The sequence below is a fragment of the Rhodococcus sp. 14-2470-1a genome (assembly GCF_002259425.1).
Lineage (GTDB): Bacteria > Actinomycetota > Actinomycetes > Mycobacteriales > Mycobacteriaceae > Rhodococcoides > Rhodococcoides fascians_E.
Window position 1 is genome coordinate 26,408 of the sequence record NZ_NPFZ01000014.1, and the last position, 16,207, is coordinate 42,614.

Sequence of the window (16,207 nt, forward strand, 5' to 3'; positions counted from 1 at the left end):
ACCTCTATCCACCCATCTGGCTCGGAAGAAATGTTGCGACTTGCGGGAACGCGATCAGCAGGACGACGAAGACGAGCGCGATCGGCATCACCCATGCAACGCTGGCGAAGACGTCGCGCAGACTGATCTTGTTGCCGAGGTTCACTTCTGGGTCCTGCGCTACGCCGTGAATGATGTAGGACAGGATGCCGACGGGCGGAGTGATGACGGCGAGCTCGCCCATGAAGACGACGAAGACACCGAACCACAGCAGCGAAATGTCGAGGTAGGCGAGCGTAGGGATGAGCAGGGGCACCGTCAGGAGCATCATCGCGAGGGCGTCGAGGAACATCCCCATCACGAGGTAGACCACAGTCATCAACGCGAGGAACTGCCACGCCGTCAAACCGAGGTTGGTTGTCCAGTCGGTGAACCCGGTCGTCAGTCCGGTCAATGGAAGCATTCTGGACAATGCCGTTGCGCCGAGAAGCATCAGGAAGATCGATCCGGTGCTTGCTACGGCACTCACTGCCGCCTCGCTGACTGCGGCGAATGGGCGGTCGCGGCGACGTGCGAACAGTGCGACGAACAGCGCAACCATCGCAGCAGCGGCGCCGGCCTCGGTAGCGGTGAAGACGCCGGAGAACATGCCGACCACGACCACCAGCACGAGGACCGGGACCGGCCACACCGAAACCAGTGCACGCCACTTGGCACCCGTGGATTCCGGGGCGACGTCCACCTTCTCAGGTGTCCTCGGTTTGACAATCGATGCAGCAATCATCAGGGCGACGCTGAACAAGACCGCCACTGCCACACCGGGTCCGACTCCGGCCAAGAGTTGTTCTCCGACCGGGACTTCAGCGATCCCGGCGAACACTACGAGGGTGATCGAGGGTGGTATGAGCTGGCCGGGCAATCCGGCTGCCATGACGGATCCGATGGCCAGACGCTTGTCGTAACCCGCTCGGAGCATCTCGGGGATGCCGATACGTGCCAACGCATAGGTAGTCCCGACTGTCGAACCGCTGACCGAGGCGAGGCCAGCTCCCGCGAGGTTGGTGCCGACTGCCAGCCCGCCGGGCATCCACCCTAGCCAGGTCCGTGCGACGTCGTAGAGCTTCTCGGTCACTCCGGATCGCCACAGCAGCAGACCCATGAACACGAACATCGGGACGACGCTCAACGTCCATTGCGCAACATTGTGATACGGCAGTTTGCTGACGGTGCTTGTGACGACACCGAAGTCGCGCAGAGCCCACATTCCCATGAGCGCGGACACCAAGAGCGCGAAACCGATGTGCATCCGCAGGAAGATCAGGCTCAGCAGCAGGATGATCGACAGGACACCGATGGTCTCTTTCGATCCGCCGAGGAACATGCCTACGGTGGACCCGACGGCCGCCGCGACGAATACTGCAAGGGTGACGCTCCCGCTCGGGAGGCGGCCTGCTCGAACTCGACCTGGCATCGGTTTCGAGGGTTCGCGCGTGGCTACGGCGGTCATCGTGCCTTCTCTGTGTCAGCAGCTTGGTCGGATTCGGGGGAGACGGCGAAGGTGGATCCGGAATCGTCGATATCTTTGTCGTGCACTTGTTTCCATCCGAGACGTACGTACTGTACGGCGAAGAGCGCGAACGTGATCGGGACGAGGTACGTCAATGGCCACGCTGCGATGTCGGTCAGTCCAGCCGTCAGTTCGATGTCGCGATTGTGTTGCGCGTGATCGAACGAGTAGGCGACGGTAAGGATGCAGACCGCGGCGCACACGATGCTTGCGCTTGCGGCAACGTACCGCTTGGCGGCCGCAGGGAACCGTGTGAAGAACATATCGGCCCACACGTGTTCGCCACGATGCATCGCGATCACGAAGCCCAGTAGGACGACCAAGGGCATGTACCAGTACTGGACTCGTTCGAGAGTGCCAGATATGGGATCCCCGAACACAGTGCGAGAGAATGCATTTGCGACGGTATGAACCATCATTGCGAGGAGTCCCACTACCGCAGGTATCTCGACCAGCGTGAACAGGCGATTGCCTACAGGATTCGTCAAAACAGATGCTCCGCTCGAAAGAGTGTGATGCAAGCAACTCTATCTATACGAATGATGCGAAGCAATAGAATCGGACATTCAGTACCGCCCCGATGCACCACCGTCGACGGAAATAGCCGACCCCGTGAGGAACGGGACGTCGTCTCGCAAAAGGAAAGCTGCTGTGCGCGCGACCTCTTGGGCACTTGCCATACCGCGACCCCCGACACCGAGGGCCGGGATTGCTTGACCGTCGCGAGCGAGAAGCGCTCTGAACTTGCCGATGATGGGCGTGTCGGTCGACCCGGGACAGATGCAGTTCACAGCTATTCCGTGGTCACGGACCTCGGCTGCAGCAGTTCTCGTCAGTCCGAGAATCGCGTGTTTCGCGGCTACGTAATCCGCGCGCTTGGCTGCTCCTTGCAGGCTCGCGATGGATCCTGTGTTGACGATCTGTCCCCTGCCCGCCGTGATCATGTGTGGAAGAACATACTTCAGTCCGTAGAACATGCTGTTCAGGTTGACCGATATCGTGGTCGACCACTCGCCTGGAGTCATGTCCACGATCGCTCGGTTGGCTCCTGCTATCCCGGCATTGTTGAAGAACTGATCCGGAATGCCGAGTGTGTCGACCGCAGCGGCCACGTATTGCTCGACCTCAGCTGGATTCGACACGTCAGCGCGGTGCGCGACGACGGTGCCGTCCGACATCCGACTGGTCTCTTCGGCGCCTGCGAGATCGATGTCGACGGCGAGTACCTGCGTACCTGCCTGCGCGAGTTCGAGGCAGACGGCTCTGCCTATCCCGCTTCCGGCACCGGTGACGATCGCGACCACCTCAGCGCCCTCGCCAGACCGGAGTCCGTTTCTCCTTGAACGCCGATGCCCCCTCGCGGGCGTCTTCCGAGCTTCGGACTGGCTCGTAGATCTTCCACATCTCCGCGAACTGCTCGTCGTTGGACCAGTCGCGCGCCTTGGTGATGATTTCTTTGGTCGCCCGCACAGCCATCGGGCCGTTCTTCGCGATCTTCTTCGCCAGCTCCAGCGCGACCTCCAGTGCCTCTCCCGCTGGGGTGAGCCGGTTGATCAGGCCGGCGTCCTTGGCTTCCTGTGCGCTGATGAAATCGCCGGTGAGGCACCATTCGACGGCGAGTGCGCGCGGGACCCGGTCGGGCAGCCGGAGTAACCCGCCGCCGCCGGCGAGCAGACCTCGCTTGACTTCGGGGAGGCCGAAAATTGCTGTCTCCGACGCCACGACGAGATCACAGGCAAGCACGATCTCGAAACCTCCGGCGATGGCGTGGCCCTCGACGGCAGCGATCAGCGGTTTTGCCGGGGGAGTCTCGGCGACTCCCGCGAATCCTCGCCCCGGAATCGACGGCTTCTCACCGGCGAGGAAGGCCTTCAAATCCATTCCGGTGCAGAAACTCTTGCCCTCACCGGCGATGACACCCGCGACGAGATCGTCGCGGACATCCAGCTCGTCCATGGCGTCGGCGATGGCCTGCGCGGTGGCGGTGTCGATCGCGTTACGCACTTCGGGCCGGGCGATCGTGACTACCTGCACCCCGTCGACCTGCTTCACAAGGACCGTCATCGCGGTGCCATCCGGATCGCCCCGTCGAGGCGTATGACTTCGCCGTTGATCATCGCGTTGTCGACGATGTGCAGGGCGAGCTTGGCGTACTCGTCGGCGTCGCCGAGGCGCGCGGGGTGGGGGATCTGGGCGGCCAAGCCGTCGCGAATTTCTTGGGAGAACCGGGACAGAATCGGGGTGTCGAAGATTCCGGGCGCAATGCTGTTGACGCGAACCAACTTACGAGACAGATCGCGAGCCGCAACCAACGTCATGCCGACAACACCGGCTTTGGCCGACGCGTACGGAATCTGACCGATCTGACCTTCCCACGCTGCGACGGATGCCGTCATGATGACGACGCCGCGCTCACCGTCGACCGGTTCGTTGCGGACCATCCGAGCTGCTGCGAGCCTGAGGACATTGAAGCTGCCGATCAGATTCGTCTGGATCAGTGAAGTGTAGAGCTCCAGAGAGCCTGGTGTTCCGTCTTTTTCGACGACCCGAACGGTTCCGCCGCGGCCTGCGCAGTGCACGACCGACCGAATGGGAGCCCGAGCTTCGGCGAGATCCAACGCCGCATCGACGGCGTCGGGATCGGCGACGTCGGCGGGACCGAACTGCACGAAGTCGCCGAGCTCCTGCGCCACGTCCTTGCCGGCGGACTGCGGCAGATCGACGATGACAGTGTTGACGCCTGCGGCGACGAACCGCTTGACCGTCGCGAGTCCGAGGCCGGACGCCCCGCCCGTGACGACCGCGGAAGAATTGGTGAGATCCATGAACCGACTCCTTACTTCAGTATCTCGATGATGGTTGCGTTGGCCATTCCGCCTGCTTCACACATGGTCTGCAGTCCGTAACGGCCACCGGTGCGTTCGAGGTGATTGATCAACGTGGTCATGATGCGGGCGCCCGAAGCACCAAGTGGATGTCCGAGTGCAATCGCTCCACCGACGGGATTCAGAACGGCCTGATCGACGCCGAGCTCCTTCGCCCATGCGAGCGGTACCGAGGCAAAGGCTTCGTTGACCTCGAAGGCGGAGATGTCGGCCAGCGTCAAACCCGCCTTCTTCAACACTTTCTCGGTCGCCGGGATCGGGCCGGTGAGCATCAGTAGCGGATCGTCGCCGATCACCGCGGAGGCGACGATTCTGGCCCGGGGCCGCAGACCCAACTGCGAGGCCCGCTCCTCGCTCATCACCAACAGGGCCGCCGCACCGTCGGTGATCTGCGACGCGTTCCCGGCGGTCACGGTCCAGTCGAGGTCAGGGAACTGCGCTCGTCGTTCTTCGGTGCCGAACACGGCTTTCAGTCCGCCGAGCTTCTCGGCCGTCGTGCCCGTTCTGATGGTTTCGTCGGCGACGAGCCCACCGACCGGCACGATCTCGCCGGCAAAGTCCGCTTCCGAGGCTCGTGCGTGGGAGCGAGCGGAGTATTCGTCGAGTTCCGACCTGGAGACTCCCCACTTCTGCGCGACGAGTTCCGCGGCCACTCCCTGCGGCACCAACACTGGGAACCGTTCACGAACTCCCTCGCCGAACGGGTCGGCGTCACCGCGCGCGCTGCCCATCGGGACGCGGCTCATGGATTCGACGCCGCCCGCGATAGCGATGTCGTACGCACCGGCTACGACGCCTTGGACGGCGAAATCCAGTGCCTGCTGGCCGGAGCCGCATTTGCGTTCGACCGTCACCGACGGCACGTGGACCGGGAAACCCGCGGACAGCACGGCCTGACGGCCGGGTGTTCCAGACTGCTCACCGTTGCCGCCGACGCAGCCGATGATGACGTCGTCCAGTAACCCTGCGTCGAGCGAGGATCTGTCCACCAGCTGCCGCAGCACCTGACCGAGAAGGTCGGCGGGATGAAGGTGTGACAGCCCACCTCCGATTTTGCCCTTGCCCATGGGCGAACGAACGGCGTCGACGATGACTGCTCGTGTCATGTAAACCCTCCTGAAGCAGGTTTCTGGAAAGCTCGCGAACTATTCATGATTATGTTTAGCATGAACCTAGTGGCCGACGGGTGAGATCTTGTACCGTAGGTCACACCGGATTAGTATAATCATGAGCATGAAAGAGGTGGCCATGTCTGCCAGCACACTCACCGACGACGAGCGCGCCATCAAAGAGGTGGCCGCCAAGGTCGCCACTGAGCGGTACGCCCCCAAGGCTGCGCAGTGGGATGCGGAGAGAACTGCGTTCCCGCTCGAAGAACGCAAATTCCTCGGGTCGCTCGGCTTCCTCGGGATCGCCCTTCCCGAGCGCTTCGGCGGAGGAGGTGCACCACTTCAGCAGGCGCTCAACGTCATCGAGGAGTTCGCCTACCACTGCAGGCCCGCCGCATTCCAGATCTTCGAGGCAAACACCGGGCCAGCCCAGGTGATCGCCCGGATCGGAACCGAGGAGCAGCGTGAGCGGTTCCTCCCAGGAATCATCGCCGGCGACCTGACGATGGCCGTGGCGATCTCCGAACCGGACGCAGGCTCTGCTGCCACGGACCTGACCACCAAAGCAACGGTAGACGGCGACACCGTCCGAGTCAGCGGAAACAAGCGCTGGATCTCCAACGGTTCCGAGGCCGACGTCTACCTCGTCTATTCGCGCATGAGCGACGCACCCGGTGCCAAGGGGATCGGTGCGGTTCTCGTCGAAGCTGACCGGGAAGGCGTCAGCTATGGCGCACGTGAAAAGCTCATGGGCTTCCGCGGCATTCCGTCGGCCGACATCTACTTCGACGACGTCGCCGTCCCGAAGGAGAACATCGTCGTCGAACCCGGTGGTTTCCGCACGCTCTTCACCGCGTTCTCGATCGAGCGACTCGGCAATTCGACGATGAGCCTTGCGCTCGGCCAGGCTGCACTCGACCAGTCGATCCGCTACGTCCAGGAGCGAACGCAATTCGGCAAGCCGCTCATCGAGTTCCAGGCCGTGCAGATGACGATCGCGGACATGGCGCTTCAGGTCGACGCTGCGAGGCTACTGCTGCAGCGTGCAGCTGCATCGGTGATCGACGGGGAGCAGCTTCCCAACTCGCTGCACGTCTCGCTTGCGAAGTGCACTGCCAACGAGATGGCCAAGAAGGTCACCGATCTCGCGATGCAGCTTCACGGCGGCAACGGCTACACCGAGGAATTCGGCATCGAGCGCATGCACCGTGACGCGCACGGTTGGGCGCTCGCCGGTGGAACGCCGACCATGCAGCGAACCCGAATAGTTTCCGAATTACTGGGACGTTCGTTCGACCAACGCGCTTGAATAACGAAGTAACTTGAGAAGGAGTACAAGAAATGCAGCGTTATGAAGGTCGCATCGCCGCCGTCATCGGCGGAGGATCCGGCATGGGACGTGCCATCAGCCACCGTCTCGCCTCCGAAGGCGCGTTCGTCTACGTCACCGACCTCAGTGAGGAAGCTGCGCGCAAAGTTGCCGCGGAGATCGAAGCCGACGGTGGACAGGCCACGGCCGTGACCGTCGACGCGACGAACAACGACGACCTGAGGTCTCTGTTCGCCAAGATCGACGAAGAGAAGGGCGTACTGCACGCGCTGCACGCCCAGGTCGGCATGCCGGGTCCAGGCGGACTCGAGGTCGACGATGCAACGTGGGACAAGAACATCGATGTCAACGTCAAGAGCGCTTACTACTCCACGACGCTCGGGTTCGAACTACTCAAGAAGGCAGGCGGAAAAGGCTCGGTCACGCTGACCTCCTCGACGTCGGCTCTCATCGGATCACCGTTCAGCCCCATCTACTCGATGACGAAGGGAGCGCTCGTACCGTTCGGCCGCGCGCTCGCGCTCAACGGCGCCAAGGACGGAATCCGCGTCAATGTCATCTGCCCTGGCCAGGTCAAGACGCCGATGCTCGCCCAGTTCTTCGGACGCGAAAAAGGTTCGGACGTGACGGCTCTTGCAGCCGACTTCGTCGCGACCATCCCGCTCGGCCGCGGCGCCGAGCCCGAGGAGATCGCGTCGGTCATCGCATTCCTCAACAGTGACGACGCCAGCTACATCACCGGCGTCACCATCCCCGTCGACGGCGGCCTCACCGCGCAATAAGCGCGCCAGATCAGAAGGGACTCTCATGGTTCAGGTCGGCTTACTGCTCAGCGACGTGCCGAAGTCGGTGACGCCGGCGCAGCAGTTCAAGGACATCCTCCGCATCGTCGAGACCGCGGAGGACAACGGATTCAACTACATCGCCATCGGGCAGCACTTCCTCTACGGCGATCTGCGCTGGCTTCAGCCGGTGCCGCTGCTCGCTCGCCTTGCCGCGCACGTCGCGCCGACGACCAAGCTCGTCACACAGATCATGATCGCCCCGCTGTATCACCCGGTGATGCTCGCCGAGGAGATCGCGACGCTCGACGTCGTTACCGAGGGTCGATTGATCTTCGGCGCCGGATTGGGTTACCGCCCAGAGGAATTCGACTATCTCCAGGTTCCGTACAAGGAGCGAGCCGGGCGGTTCGACGAATCCCTTCAGGTCATGAAGCAGCTGTGGACCCAGGACGAGGTCACCTTCGAGGGCAAGTACTTCCAGCTCGACGGCGTCAAACCGCACCTGCATCCCGTTCAGCAACCGCACGTCCCGATCTGGATCGGTGCGCACGCCATGGGCGGTGTGCGCCGAGCCGGAAAGTACGGCGACGCCTACGCCGTGCCGCCCGAGACCCCGAAGCACGAGGTCGAGGAGCGCTACCGCGTCGTCAAGGATCTGTTCGAGGCACGCGGCAAGGAATTCGGCCTCCAGCCGCTTCGTCGCAATGTCCTCGTCGCGGACAGCAAGGAAGAGGCGATGGTCGAGTACGCCCGTGTCGCTCAGGGCCGGTATCTCACCTATGCGGCAAAGGGTCTCGACGTCATGGCCGGCCGCGATCTCGCAGGCCAGTTCGCCGAGTCGGTCTCCGATCACGTGATCGTCGGTACCCCGGACGACGTCGTCGGCAAGCTCACCGATCTGGTGACCACCCTGCCGGTCGATCCTCTCCTTCTTCGGCCCCAGTGGCCGACGATGGACGGCGACGAGACCATCGCCGCGATCGAGCGCCTCGGTAAGGATGTCGTTCCGTCGATGCTGGCCCTCGAACCGTTCCGGGATTTCAAGTGAGCCAGACATACACCGATCTGCACCCCACCTTCGCCGATCCCGACGGGTGGACGCTCAGCAACGTGCTGCGCACCCACGCCGCGGCCACGCCCGACGCCACCTTCCTGGTGACGCCCGAGGAGAAGCTGGAGTTCACGTACTCCGATATCCTCGGCGCCGCAGAACGTATCGCCGGTTCCTGGCATGCCGCAGGAGCGCAACAGGGCGACCGCGTCGTCATCATGGCGATGAATTCCTCACGACTGGTGCGTAGTTGGTTCGCTGCCGCCGTCGGCGGAACCGTCGAAGTTCCGATCAACACGAACTACGAAGGTGAGTTCCTCCGACATCAGATCGTCACCGTCGGCGCACGGTGGGCCGTCATCGACGACACGTTCGCCGAGCGATTCGTTGCCATCGCCGAGCACAGCCGCGGCATCGAGAAGTTCTGGGTGATCGACACCGGTACCGCAGACAAGGCACTCACTCTGCTGCGCGAGCACGGATGGCAGGCCGAAGCCTGGGACGAGTTGGAGAAGGGCACACCCGTCACCGTTCCCGCGCCGCGGGCGCAGGACCTCGGGGCGATCTTCTTCACCTCGGGCACGACAGGGCCGTCCAAGGGCGTCGCGATGCCGCACTCGCAGCTGTACTTCTTTGCGCAGGAGGTCGTGTCGCTGACGCGCCTCACACCGTCGGATCGCTACATGACGGCGACGCCGTTGTTCCATGGCAACGCCCAGTTCATGGCCGTCTATCCGGCCCTCGTCGCGGGCGCCAGCGCCGTAGTGCACCCCAAGTTCAGTGCCAGCCGATGGATCGACATGGTCCGCGACTCCGGCGTCACCGTCACCAATTTCGTCGGCGTCATGATGGACTTCGCGTGGAAACAGGCTCCGCGGGACAACGACCGCGACAACCAATTGCGCGCGGTGTACGCCGCCCCGATCGCAGACACCGTCGTCGAACAGTTCAAAGATCGTTACGGCATAGAGGCTTTCGTCAACGCGTTCGGGCTGACCGAGACGTGTGCACCGATCCTCACTCCGTACGGCGAGAAGATCCCGCCCGGTGCGGCAGGCAAGGTGGCGTCGGACTGGTTCGACATCAGGCTCGTCGACCCCGAGACCGATCGCGAAGTACCCGTCGGTGAAGTCGGAGAACTCGTCGTACGCCCGGTCCAGCCGTGGACCTGCAGCATGGGCTACTACGGCATGCCGGAGAAGACTCTCGAAGCGTGGCGCAACCTCTGGTTCCACACCGGTGACGCATTGCGGAAGGACGAGGACGGCTGGTTCTACTTCGTCGACCGCTACAAGGACGCGCTGCGTAGGCGCGGGGAAAACATCAGCTCCTACGAGGTCGAACAGGCCGTACTCGCACACCCGGCGGTCGTCGAATGCGCTGTCATCGGTGTACCCGCCGACGTCGAGGCCGGCGAGGACGAGGTGCTCGCGGCTGTGGTCGTCAGCGAAAAGGCTGATCCGGCAGAGATTCTCGACTGGTGCAAGGGCCGAATCCCGGCCTTCGCCACACCGCGCTACGTCCGTTTCCTGGACGCACTTCCCAAGACACCGTCCGAGAAGGTCCGCAAGGCAGTACTGCGCGACGAGGGCATCACCGCCGACACGTTCGATCGCACTGCGGTGCCGGTCGCATAGCGCAGGAGATACACATGGACTACTCATCCGACCCAACACACGACGACATCCGCGCCGCGGTCAAGACGCTCTGCAAGGCGTTTCCCGACGACTATTGGATGGAACACGACGACAGCCACGAGTTTCCGTGGGACTTCTACAACGCTGTCGCAGAGGGCGGTTGGCTCGGACTGACCGTTCCCGAGGAATACGGCGGCGGCGGACTCGGCGTCACCGAAGCGGCCATCGTCGAACGTGAGATCTCCGCATCCGGAGCGGGTATGGGCGGATGCAGTGCCGTCCACATCGGCATCTTCGGATTCGAGCCGATCATCAATCACGGCAGCGAGGCGATGAAGAAGAAGTACCTTCCGCGCGTCGTCACCGGGGAACTGCACACCTCGTTCGCCGTCACCGAGCCCGACGCGGGCACCGACACCACCAACATCAAGACGTTCGCGAAGAAGGTCGACGGGGGATTCCTGGTGTCGGGCAAGAAGGTGTGGATCACCAAGGCGCAGGAAGCGGAGAAGATGCTGCTTCTGGTGCGCACCAGCCCGCGCATCGAGGGCGAGAAGCGCACCGCAGGAATGACATTGCTGTTCGCGGACATGGACCGCAGTAAAGTCCAGATTCGTCCGATCCCGAAGATGGGCCGTAATGCCGTCGACACCAACGAACTGTTCATCGACGAACTGTTCGTCGCCGACGAGGACGTCGTCGGCGAGGTAGGCCACGGGTTCCGCACCATCCTCGGTGGTCTGAACGCCGAGCGCGTCATCTCGGCCAATGCCGCTCTCGGCATCGGTGAAGCGGCGCTGCGCCGCGGCACCCAGTACGCCAAGGAACGAGAAGTGTTCGGCCGGCCCATCGGAAAGAACCAGGGCATCGCTTTCCAGCTCGCCGAATCGCGTATCCGACTCGACGCCGCGACCGCCGTCGTCGACAAGGCCGCGTGGATGGTCGACGCCGGACTACCGTGTGGACGGGAAGCCAACGCCGCCAAGTACTTGTGCGCCGAGGCAGGCTTCTTCGCCGCCGACGCAGCGCTTCAGGTGCACGGCGGGTTCGGTTTCGGCAAGGAGTTCCATGTCGAACGGTACTTCCGCGAATCCCGTCTCATGCGGATCGCGCCGATCAGCCAGGAGATGGTCCTCAACTACACCGCCGAGCATGTTCTCGGCCTACCGCGCAGCTACTGAAGGGGAGTGACATGCAGCCCTATCGTTCGATCCTGTTCGTGCCCGGTCACCGCCCGCGGTGGGTGGACAAGGCCGTCGCGTCCGGCGCCGATTGCGTCGTCCTCGATCTGGAGGACTCGGTTCCCCTGGCGGAGAAGGAGTCTGCGCGCGCAACTGTCGCCGAGTCGATCGAGAGGGTCCGTGAGACCAATCCCGATGTGGGACTGTTCGTTCGCGTCAACCCACTTACGACGAGGCTCACCGGTGCCGATCTCGAAGCCGTCGTTGTCCCCGGCCTCACCGGCGTCTTCGCGCCGAAGATCGAAAAGGCAGTCGACGTACTGCAGTACGACGCGTTGCTTGACCACTTCGAGGCACGCAACGGTGTCGACGGGCTTGAGTACATCGTGCCTGTCGAGACAGTGAAGGCGATCCACAACTGCCTCGAGGTCGCGACGGCGTCGCCGCGCGTGGGCGCTATGATCGGCCCGTCCGCCGAGCACGCCGATATCGCCCGCGAGGTCGGATACGAATGGACGCTCGATGGACTCGAAACCCTCTACCTGCGTAGCCGGGTTCTCCTCGCGTGCAGGGAAGCGAAGATCCACGCGCTGACCGGGCTGTGGGAGGACCTCGAAAATCTGGACGGTCTCCGGGAATTCGCGGTCAAGGGTCGTCAACTGGGATTCCGAGGCATGATCGCGATCCACCCGTCGCACGTCGAGACCGTCAACGAAGTGTTCAGCCCGTCGGAGCAGGATATCGAATTCTACCGAGGCTTGGCCGAAGCGTACGAAAAGGCCGAAGCGCAGGGGACCGGCGCGTTGCGCTACCGAGGTCTGCACATCGACAAGGCGCACTACGACAAAGCAGTTCAGTGGCTGGAGCGCGCCGAAGCGATCACGAAGAGAGGCGAGAAGTAAATGCGAGGCTTGTATTTCGAAGAATTCGAGGTCGGCAAGCACTACAAGCATGCGATGACCCGAACCGTGACCGAGATGGACAACGTCATGTTCACTTCGCTGACGATGAACATCCAGCCGCTGCACCTCGACGCCGAGTTCTGCAAGGGCACGATCCACGGCCAGCGGCTGTTCAACAGTCTCTTCACCGTTGCGTTGATCGGTGCGTTCCATGTACCCGAGCTGACCATGGGCACCACCCTCGGCAACCTCGGCTACGAGAAGATCACTTTCCCCAATCCGGTATTCCACGGCGACACCTTGCGCGCCGAGACCACCATCAAGAACAAGCGCGAATCCAAGAGCCGTGACGATTCCGGGATCGTGTGGTTCGAGCACATCGGCTACAACCAGCGCGACGAGATCGTCTGCGTCCTCGAGCGCGTCGGCTTGATGGCCAAGTTGCCCGCCAATTTCCAGAATGAAGGTGTGTGAGATGACTGCAGTGGCAGAGATCGACCAGAAGTGGGTACCGGACACCAGGACGCTGTTGATCGGCGACACCGACGCCCAGCCGCAGGGCGAAACCTGGGACGTGTACAACCCCGCCACCGAAGAGGTCATCGCGACCGTCGGGGGAGCGTCGAGCAGTCAGGTCGACGACGCCGTTGCCGCAGCGCGGCAGGCGTTTCCGACGTGGTCCGCGTTGAGCGGTGAAGAGCGCTCGAAGCACATCCACCGCTTCGCCGACGCGTTGGAGAAGGCTGCGGACCGGTTGCTGCCCTCGATCGTCAACGAGGTCGGGTGCCCGGTATCGCTGGCGTCGTACCTGCAGGTGAAGATGGCCGTCGACGAGCATCTGCGATGGGCCGCCGAGGCTGCGAAGACCGATCGCACGATCCACCTGGGTGAGTACGACAAGCCGGTTCCGACGATGAGCGACGTCGTCCACCAGCCCGTCGGCGTCGTTGCCGCCATCACCGGATACAACTACCCGCTCAACCTCGCGATCTTCAAGTTCGGTGCCGCGCTGGCCGCGGGCTGTACCGTCGTGCTGCTGCCGTCGCCGCGGACCCCGCTCACCACCCTGTTCCTCGGCGACCTCATCAAGGAATCCGGCCTGCCGCCGGGCGTCATGAACGTCATCGTCGGCGGCGCCGATGTGGGACAGCAGCTCTCGTCGCACCGCGGCGTGGATCGGGTCTCGTTCACCGGCTCCGACGGCGTCGGCGCGAAGATCATGGAACAGGCGTCGGCCAACCTCACCGGGGTGACGCTCGAACTCGGCGGCAAGTCCCCGAACATCGTGCTCGAAGGCGTCGACGTCAAGAAGATCGCCGTCGAGATGCACCTTCGCTGGGCACGCAACGGCGGCCAGGGATGTGCCGCGCTCGCCCGGCTTCTCGTGCACGACAGCGTGTACGACGAGTTCCTCGAGGCCGGCGCATCGGCGTTCGATCAGATGGTCGTCGGCGACCCGTGGGATCCCGCGACCAACATCGGACCGATGATCCGCCCTGACCATCAGGCCCGCGTCAACGGATTCATCGACGGATCGGTCGCCGAAGGCGGCACGAAACTTCTCCAGGTCACCAAGCCGCTGCCGGAGAAGGGATGGTTCGTCAATCCGGTTCTCCTGGGCGGGCTTCCGCACAGCGCGCGGGCGGTACAGCAGGAGATCTTCGGACCCGTCGCGGTGATCGTGCCGTTCAAGGACACCGAAGAAGCGATCCGTCTCGCCAACGACACCGACTACGGTCTCGCGGCCAATGTCTGGTGCGACGATCCGATCGAAGCCAGGAGGGTCGCGGAGCAAGTCCGAGCCGGAACGGTGTGGATCAACGGAGGCGGCTCGATGCGCCCCGACGCGCCGTTCGGCGGCTACGGCAAGTCCGGAGTCGGCCGTGAGCTCGGCGAGTGGGGCATGAAGGAATACCTAGAGGTCAAGCACATCCAGTGGAGGATCTGATGGGCGCCACCGGTCCGCTCGCGGGCATCAAGGTCGTCGAACTCGGCACGATGTACGCCGCGCCGACGGCAGGCCGCATGCTGCGTGACTTCGGGGCCGAGGTCATCAAGGTCGAGGACCCAGCCTCGGGTGACTATGCACGGCAGTGGATTCCGCAGAAAAAGGGCTTGTCCCTCGGGTTCTCGCGTCTCAACGCAGGAAAGCGATCGGTGGGGATCGATTTGCGCGACGCCGAGGGGCGAGCGTTGGTCAAGCGTCTCATTGCCGGCGCGGACGTCGTGATCGAGTCTTTCAGGCCCGGGCGTCTGGAAGCGTGGGGACTCGGGTTCGAGGAACTGTCGAAGGACAACCCCGGGCTCGTTCTCGCTCGGGTGTCCGGCTTCGGCCAGACCGGACCGAACCGCCTGCTGCCTGGATTCGGCACCGTCGCCGAGACGGCCAGTGGATTCGCGAACGTCAACGGTTGGCCGGACTCGCCTCCCACCTCCCCGCCGTTCGGGTTCGCCGACTCCATCGCGGGCTTGTCCGCCGCAATGGGCGTGGCGATGTCGTTGTTCAAGCGGGAAAAGACCGGTATCGGTGAGGAAGTCGACGTCGCGTTGTACGAGCCGCTGATGTTCATCGTCGGAGACATGTTCCTCAAGTACACCGCGACGGGCGAGATCCAGCAGCGTATCGGCAACTCGACCGGAGCCGCGTCCCCTCGCGGCATCTACGAGGCCGAGGACGGCAAGTTCCTGTCCATCGCTGCGTCGAATCAGGCCATCGCCAAGCGGTTGTTCGCTGCGATGGGCAAAGCGGAGGTCGTCGACGACCCTCGTTACGCCACCAATGCCGATCGCCTACGGAACAACGACGACGTGCAGAAGATGGTCATCGACTGGTGCAAGAGCATGCCGCGTGCCGAGGTGCTCGAGGTGCTCGAGAAGTTCGAGGTGGTGAGCGCCGCTGTGAATGACGCATCGGATGTGGTGCAGGACCCGCACTTCTTGGAGCGGACATTGGTGGAGATCACCGGCAGCGACGTTCTGGGCAAGGTCCTGATGCCGGGTCCGGTCCTGCACATGAAGAGCTACGACGGTCCGGTGTACGACGGCGTGCCCGGAATCGGGGAGCATACGGCCGAGATCTTGACGGCTGAATTGTCCTTGAGCGCAGACGAGCTCACCGACCTCGCGGCGCGCGGGATCGTCAGCGCGTAGTTCGCAGTACATGGTCGACCAAGTTGCGGGCGTACTCCTCGGAGTGCGCCCGTACTGCGTCGTCGAGTTCCTTCGGTGTGCTGAGGGTGTGCAGAATGATTGCGCCGAGCAAGGTTTCGAGCAGCAGCGTCACCGAGGTGTCGGCGGGGAGTTCTCCGCGGGCAATGGCCTTGCGGACCATCTCGCGTGCGGCGAGAGTTTGCGAGTCGCGGAAGAGCGCGAACTGATCGGTGACGCCGGGGATGGAATCCCCCTCGATGGCCATGCGAAAGATCGCTCGTCCTGCTCCGCCGAGGTAGAGCCGCATGGTCTGACGGGCGAGTTCGAGGAGGTCGGCCTTGATGTCACCGGAATCCTGAGTGGCGACGACGGTGATGCGGTCCTCGATGGCGTCCTGCAGCAGGGTGTTCTTGTTCGGCCACCGAAGGTAGATCGACGCCTTTCCGACGGAGGCCTGACGCGCGACGGCTTCGATGGAGAACTTGGCCCACCCCTGCGTTCCGAAAATGTCGACGGCGGCATCGAACACGCGTCGTTCCAGGTCGGGGTCGCGTGGGCGCCCCGTCTTGGAGGTGTCCGGCACAGCCGTCTCCTTCTCGTTCGAAAGATTTGTGACCTGAACCACTGAAAA

The 16,207-nt window shown here is 63.3% G+C and carries 16 protein-coding genes; 9 read left to right on the top strand and 7 right to left on the bottom strand.

Going from position 1 to position 16,207, the window contains the following annotated elements:
• Positions 1-4: 4 nt before the first annotated feature.
• The 6 genes from CH292_RS06380 to CH292_RS06405 all read right to left on the bottom strand — a co-directional run bounded on the left by CH292_RS06380 (position 5) and on the right by CH292_RS06405 (position 5,537).
• Complete coding sequence (locus CH292_RS06380; protein WP_094654445.1) at positions 5-1,450, bottom strand: TRAP transporter large permease; 1,446 nt, start codon at positions 1,448-1,450, stop codon at positions 5-7.
• 32 nt (positions 1,451-1,482) lie between these two features.
• Complete coding sequence (locus CH292_RS06385) at positions 1,483-1,965, bottom strand: TRAP transporter small permease (protein ID WP_306437480.1); 483 nt, start codon at positions 1,963-1,965, stop codon at positions 1,483-1,485.
• Positions 1,966-2,112: 147 nt separating this feature from the next.
• Positions 2,113-2,850 (bottom strand): SDR family NAD(P)-dependent oxidoreductase, encoded by a 738-nt coding sequence (locus tag CH292_RS06390; protein ID WP_094654300.1) that lies wholly within the window; start codon positions 2,848-2,850, stop codon positions 2,113-2,115.
• 1 nt (position 2,851) lies between these two features.
• Positions 2,852-3,610, bottom strand: coding sequence for a crotonase/enoyl-CoA hydratase family protein (locus CH292_RS06395; RefSeq protein ID WP_094654302.1), 759 nt, complete (start codon positions 3,608-3,610; stop codon positions 2,852-2,854).
• Positions 3,607-4,371: an SDR family NAD(P)-dependent oxidoreductase gene (locus tag CH292_RS06400; protein ID WP_094654304.1), complete on the bottom strand. Its 765-nt coding sequence runs from the start codon at positions 4,369-4,371 to the stop codon at positions 3,607-3,609. Before CH292_RS06400 ends, CH292_RS06395 begins: the two co-directional genes overlap by 4 nt.
• 11 nt (positions 4,372-4,382) lie before the next feature.
• Positions 4,383-5,537 carry a thiolase family protein gene (locus tag CH292_RS06405; protein ID WP_094654306.1) on the bottom strand — a complete coding sequence of 385 codons (1,155 nt, stop codon included), beginning with the start codon at positions 5,535-5,537 and terminating at the stop codon, positions 4,383-4,385.
• A 121-nt stretch (positions 5,538-5,658) separates the two neighbouring features.
• Here CH292_RS06405 and CH292_RS06410 point away from each other — a divergent pair, with 121 nt between their 5' ends.
• Genes CH292_RS06410 through CH292_RS06450 form a run of 9 tightly spaced genes read left to right on the top strand, consistent with a single transcriptional unit; the run spans position 5,659 to position 15,576 of the window.
• Entirely contained in the window at positions 5,659-6,849 is a 1,191-nt protein-coding gene (locus CH292_RS06410) for an acyl-CoA dehydrogenase family protein (RefSeq protein ID WP_094654308.1), read from the top strand.
• A 32-nt stretch (positions 6,850-6,881) separates the two neighbouring features.
• Complete coding sequence (locus CH292_RS06415) at positions 6,882-7,652, top strand: SDR family NAD(P)-dependent oxidoreductase (protein WP_094654310.1); 771 nt, start codon at positions 6,882-6,884, stop codon at positions 7,650-7,652.
• A 25-nt stretch (positions 7,653-7,677) separates the two neighbouring features.
• A complete protein-coding gene (locus CH292_RS06420; RefSeq protein ID WP_094654312.1) occupies positions 7,678-8,703 on the top strand; it encodes an LLM class flavin-dependent oxidoreductase in 1,026 nt (341 codons plus the stop codon).
• The gene (locus CH292_RS06425; RefSeq protein WP_094654314.1) at positions 8,700-10,343 is read left to right on the top strand and encodes an AMP-binding protein; all 1,644 of its coding nucleotides are present in this window, start codon (positions 8,700-8,702) and stop codon (positions 10,341-10,343) included. Before CH292_RS06420 ends, CH292_RS06425 begins: the two co-directional genes overlap by 4 nt.
• A 14-nt stretch (positions 10,344-10,357) precedes the next feature.
• A complete protein-coding gene (locus tag CH292_RS06430; protein WP_094654316.1) occupies positions 10,358-11,524 on the top strand; it encodes an acyl-CoA dehydrogenase family protein in 1,167 nt (388 codons plus the stop codon).
• Positions 11,525-11,535: 11 nt separating this feature from the next.
• A complete protein-coding gene (locus tag CH292_RS06435; protein WP_094654318.1) occupies positions 11,536-12,426 on the top strand; it encodes a CoA ester lyase in 891 nt (296 codons plus the stop codon).
• Complete coding sequence (locus CH292_RS06440; RefSeq protein ID WP_094654319.1) at positions 12,427-12,900, top strand: MaoC family dehydratase; 474 nt, start codon at positions 12,427-12,429, stop codon at positions 12,898-12,900. It abuts the gene before it with no gap.
• Position 12,901: 1 nt separating this feature from the next.
• Positions 12,902-14,374, top strand: coding sequence for an aldehyde dehydrogenase family protein (locus tag CH292_RS06445; RefSeq protein WP_094654320.1), 1,473 nt, complete (start codon positions 12,902-12,904; stop codon positions 14,372-14,374).
• Positions 14,374-15,576, top strand: coding sequence for a CaiB/BaiF CoA-transferase family protein (locus CH292_RS06450; RefSeq protein WP_179277925.1), 1,203 nt, complete (start codon positions 14,374-14,376; stop codon positions 15,574-15,576). Before CH292_RS06445 ends, CH292_RS06450 begins: the two co-directional genes overlap by 1 nt.
• Here CH292_RS06450 and CH292_RS06455 read toward each other — a convergent pair.
• On the bottom strand, positions 15,566-16,159 hold the full coding sequence (locus CH292_RS06455; RefSeq protein ID WP_094654322.1) for a TetR/AcrR family transcriptional regulator: 594 nt from the start codon (positions 16,157-16,159) through the stop codon (positions 15,566-15,568). The two genes, CH292_RS06450 and CH292_RS06455, sit on opposite strands and share 11 nt — an antisense overlap.
• Positions 16,160-16,207 lie beyond the last annotated feature (48 nt).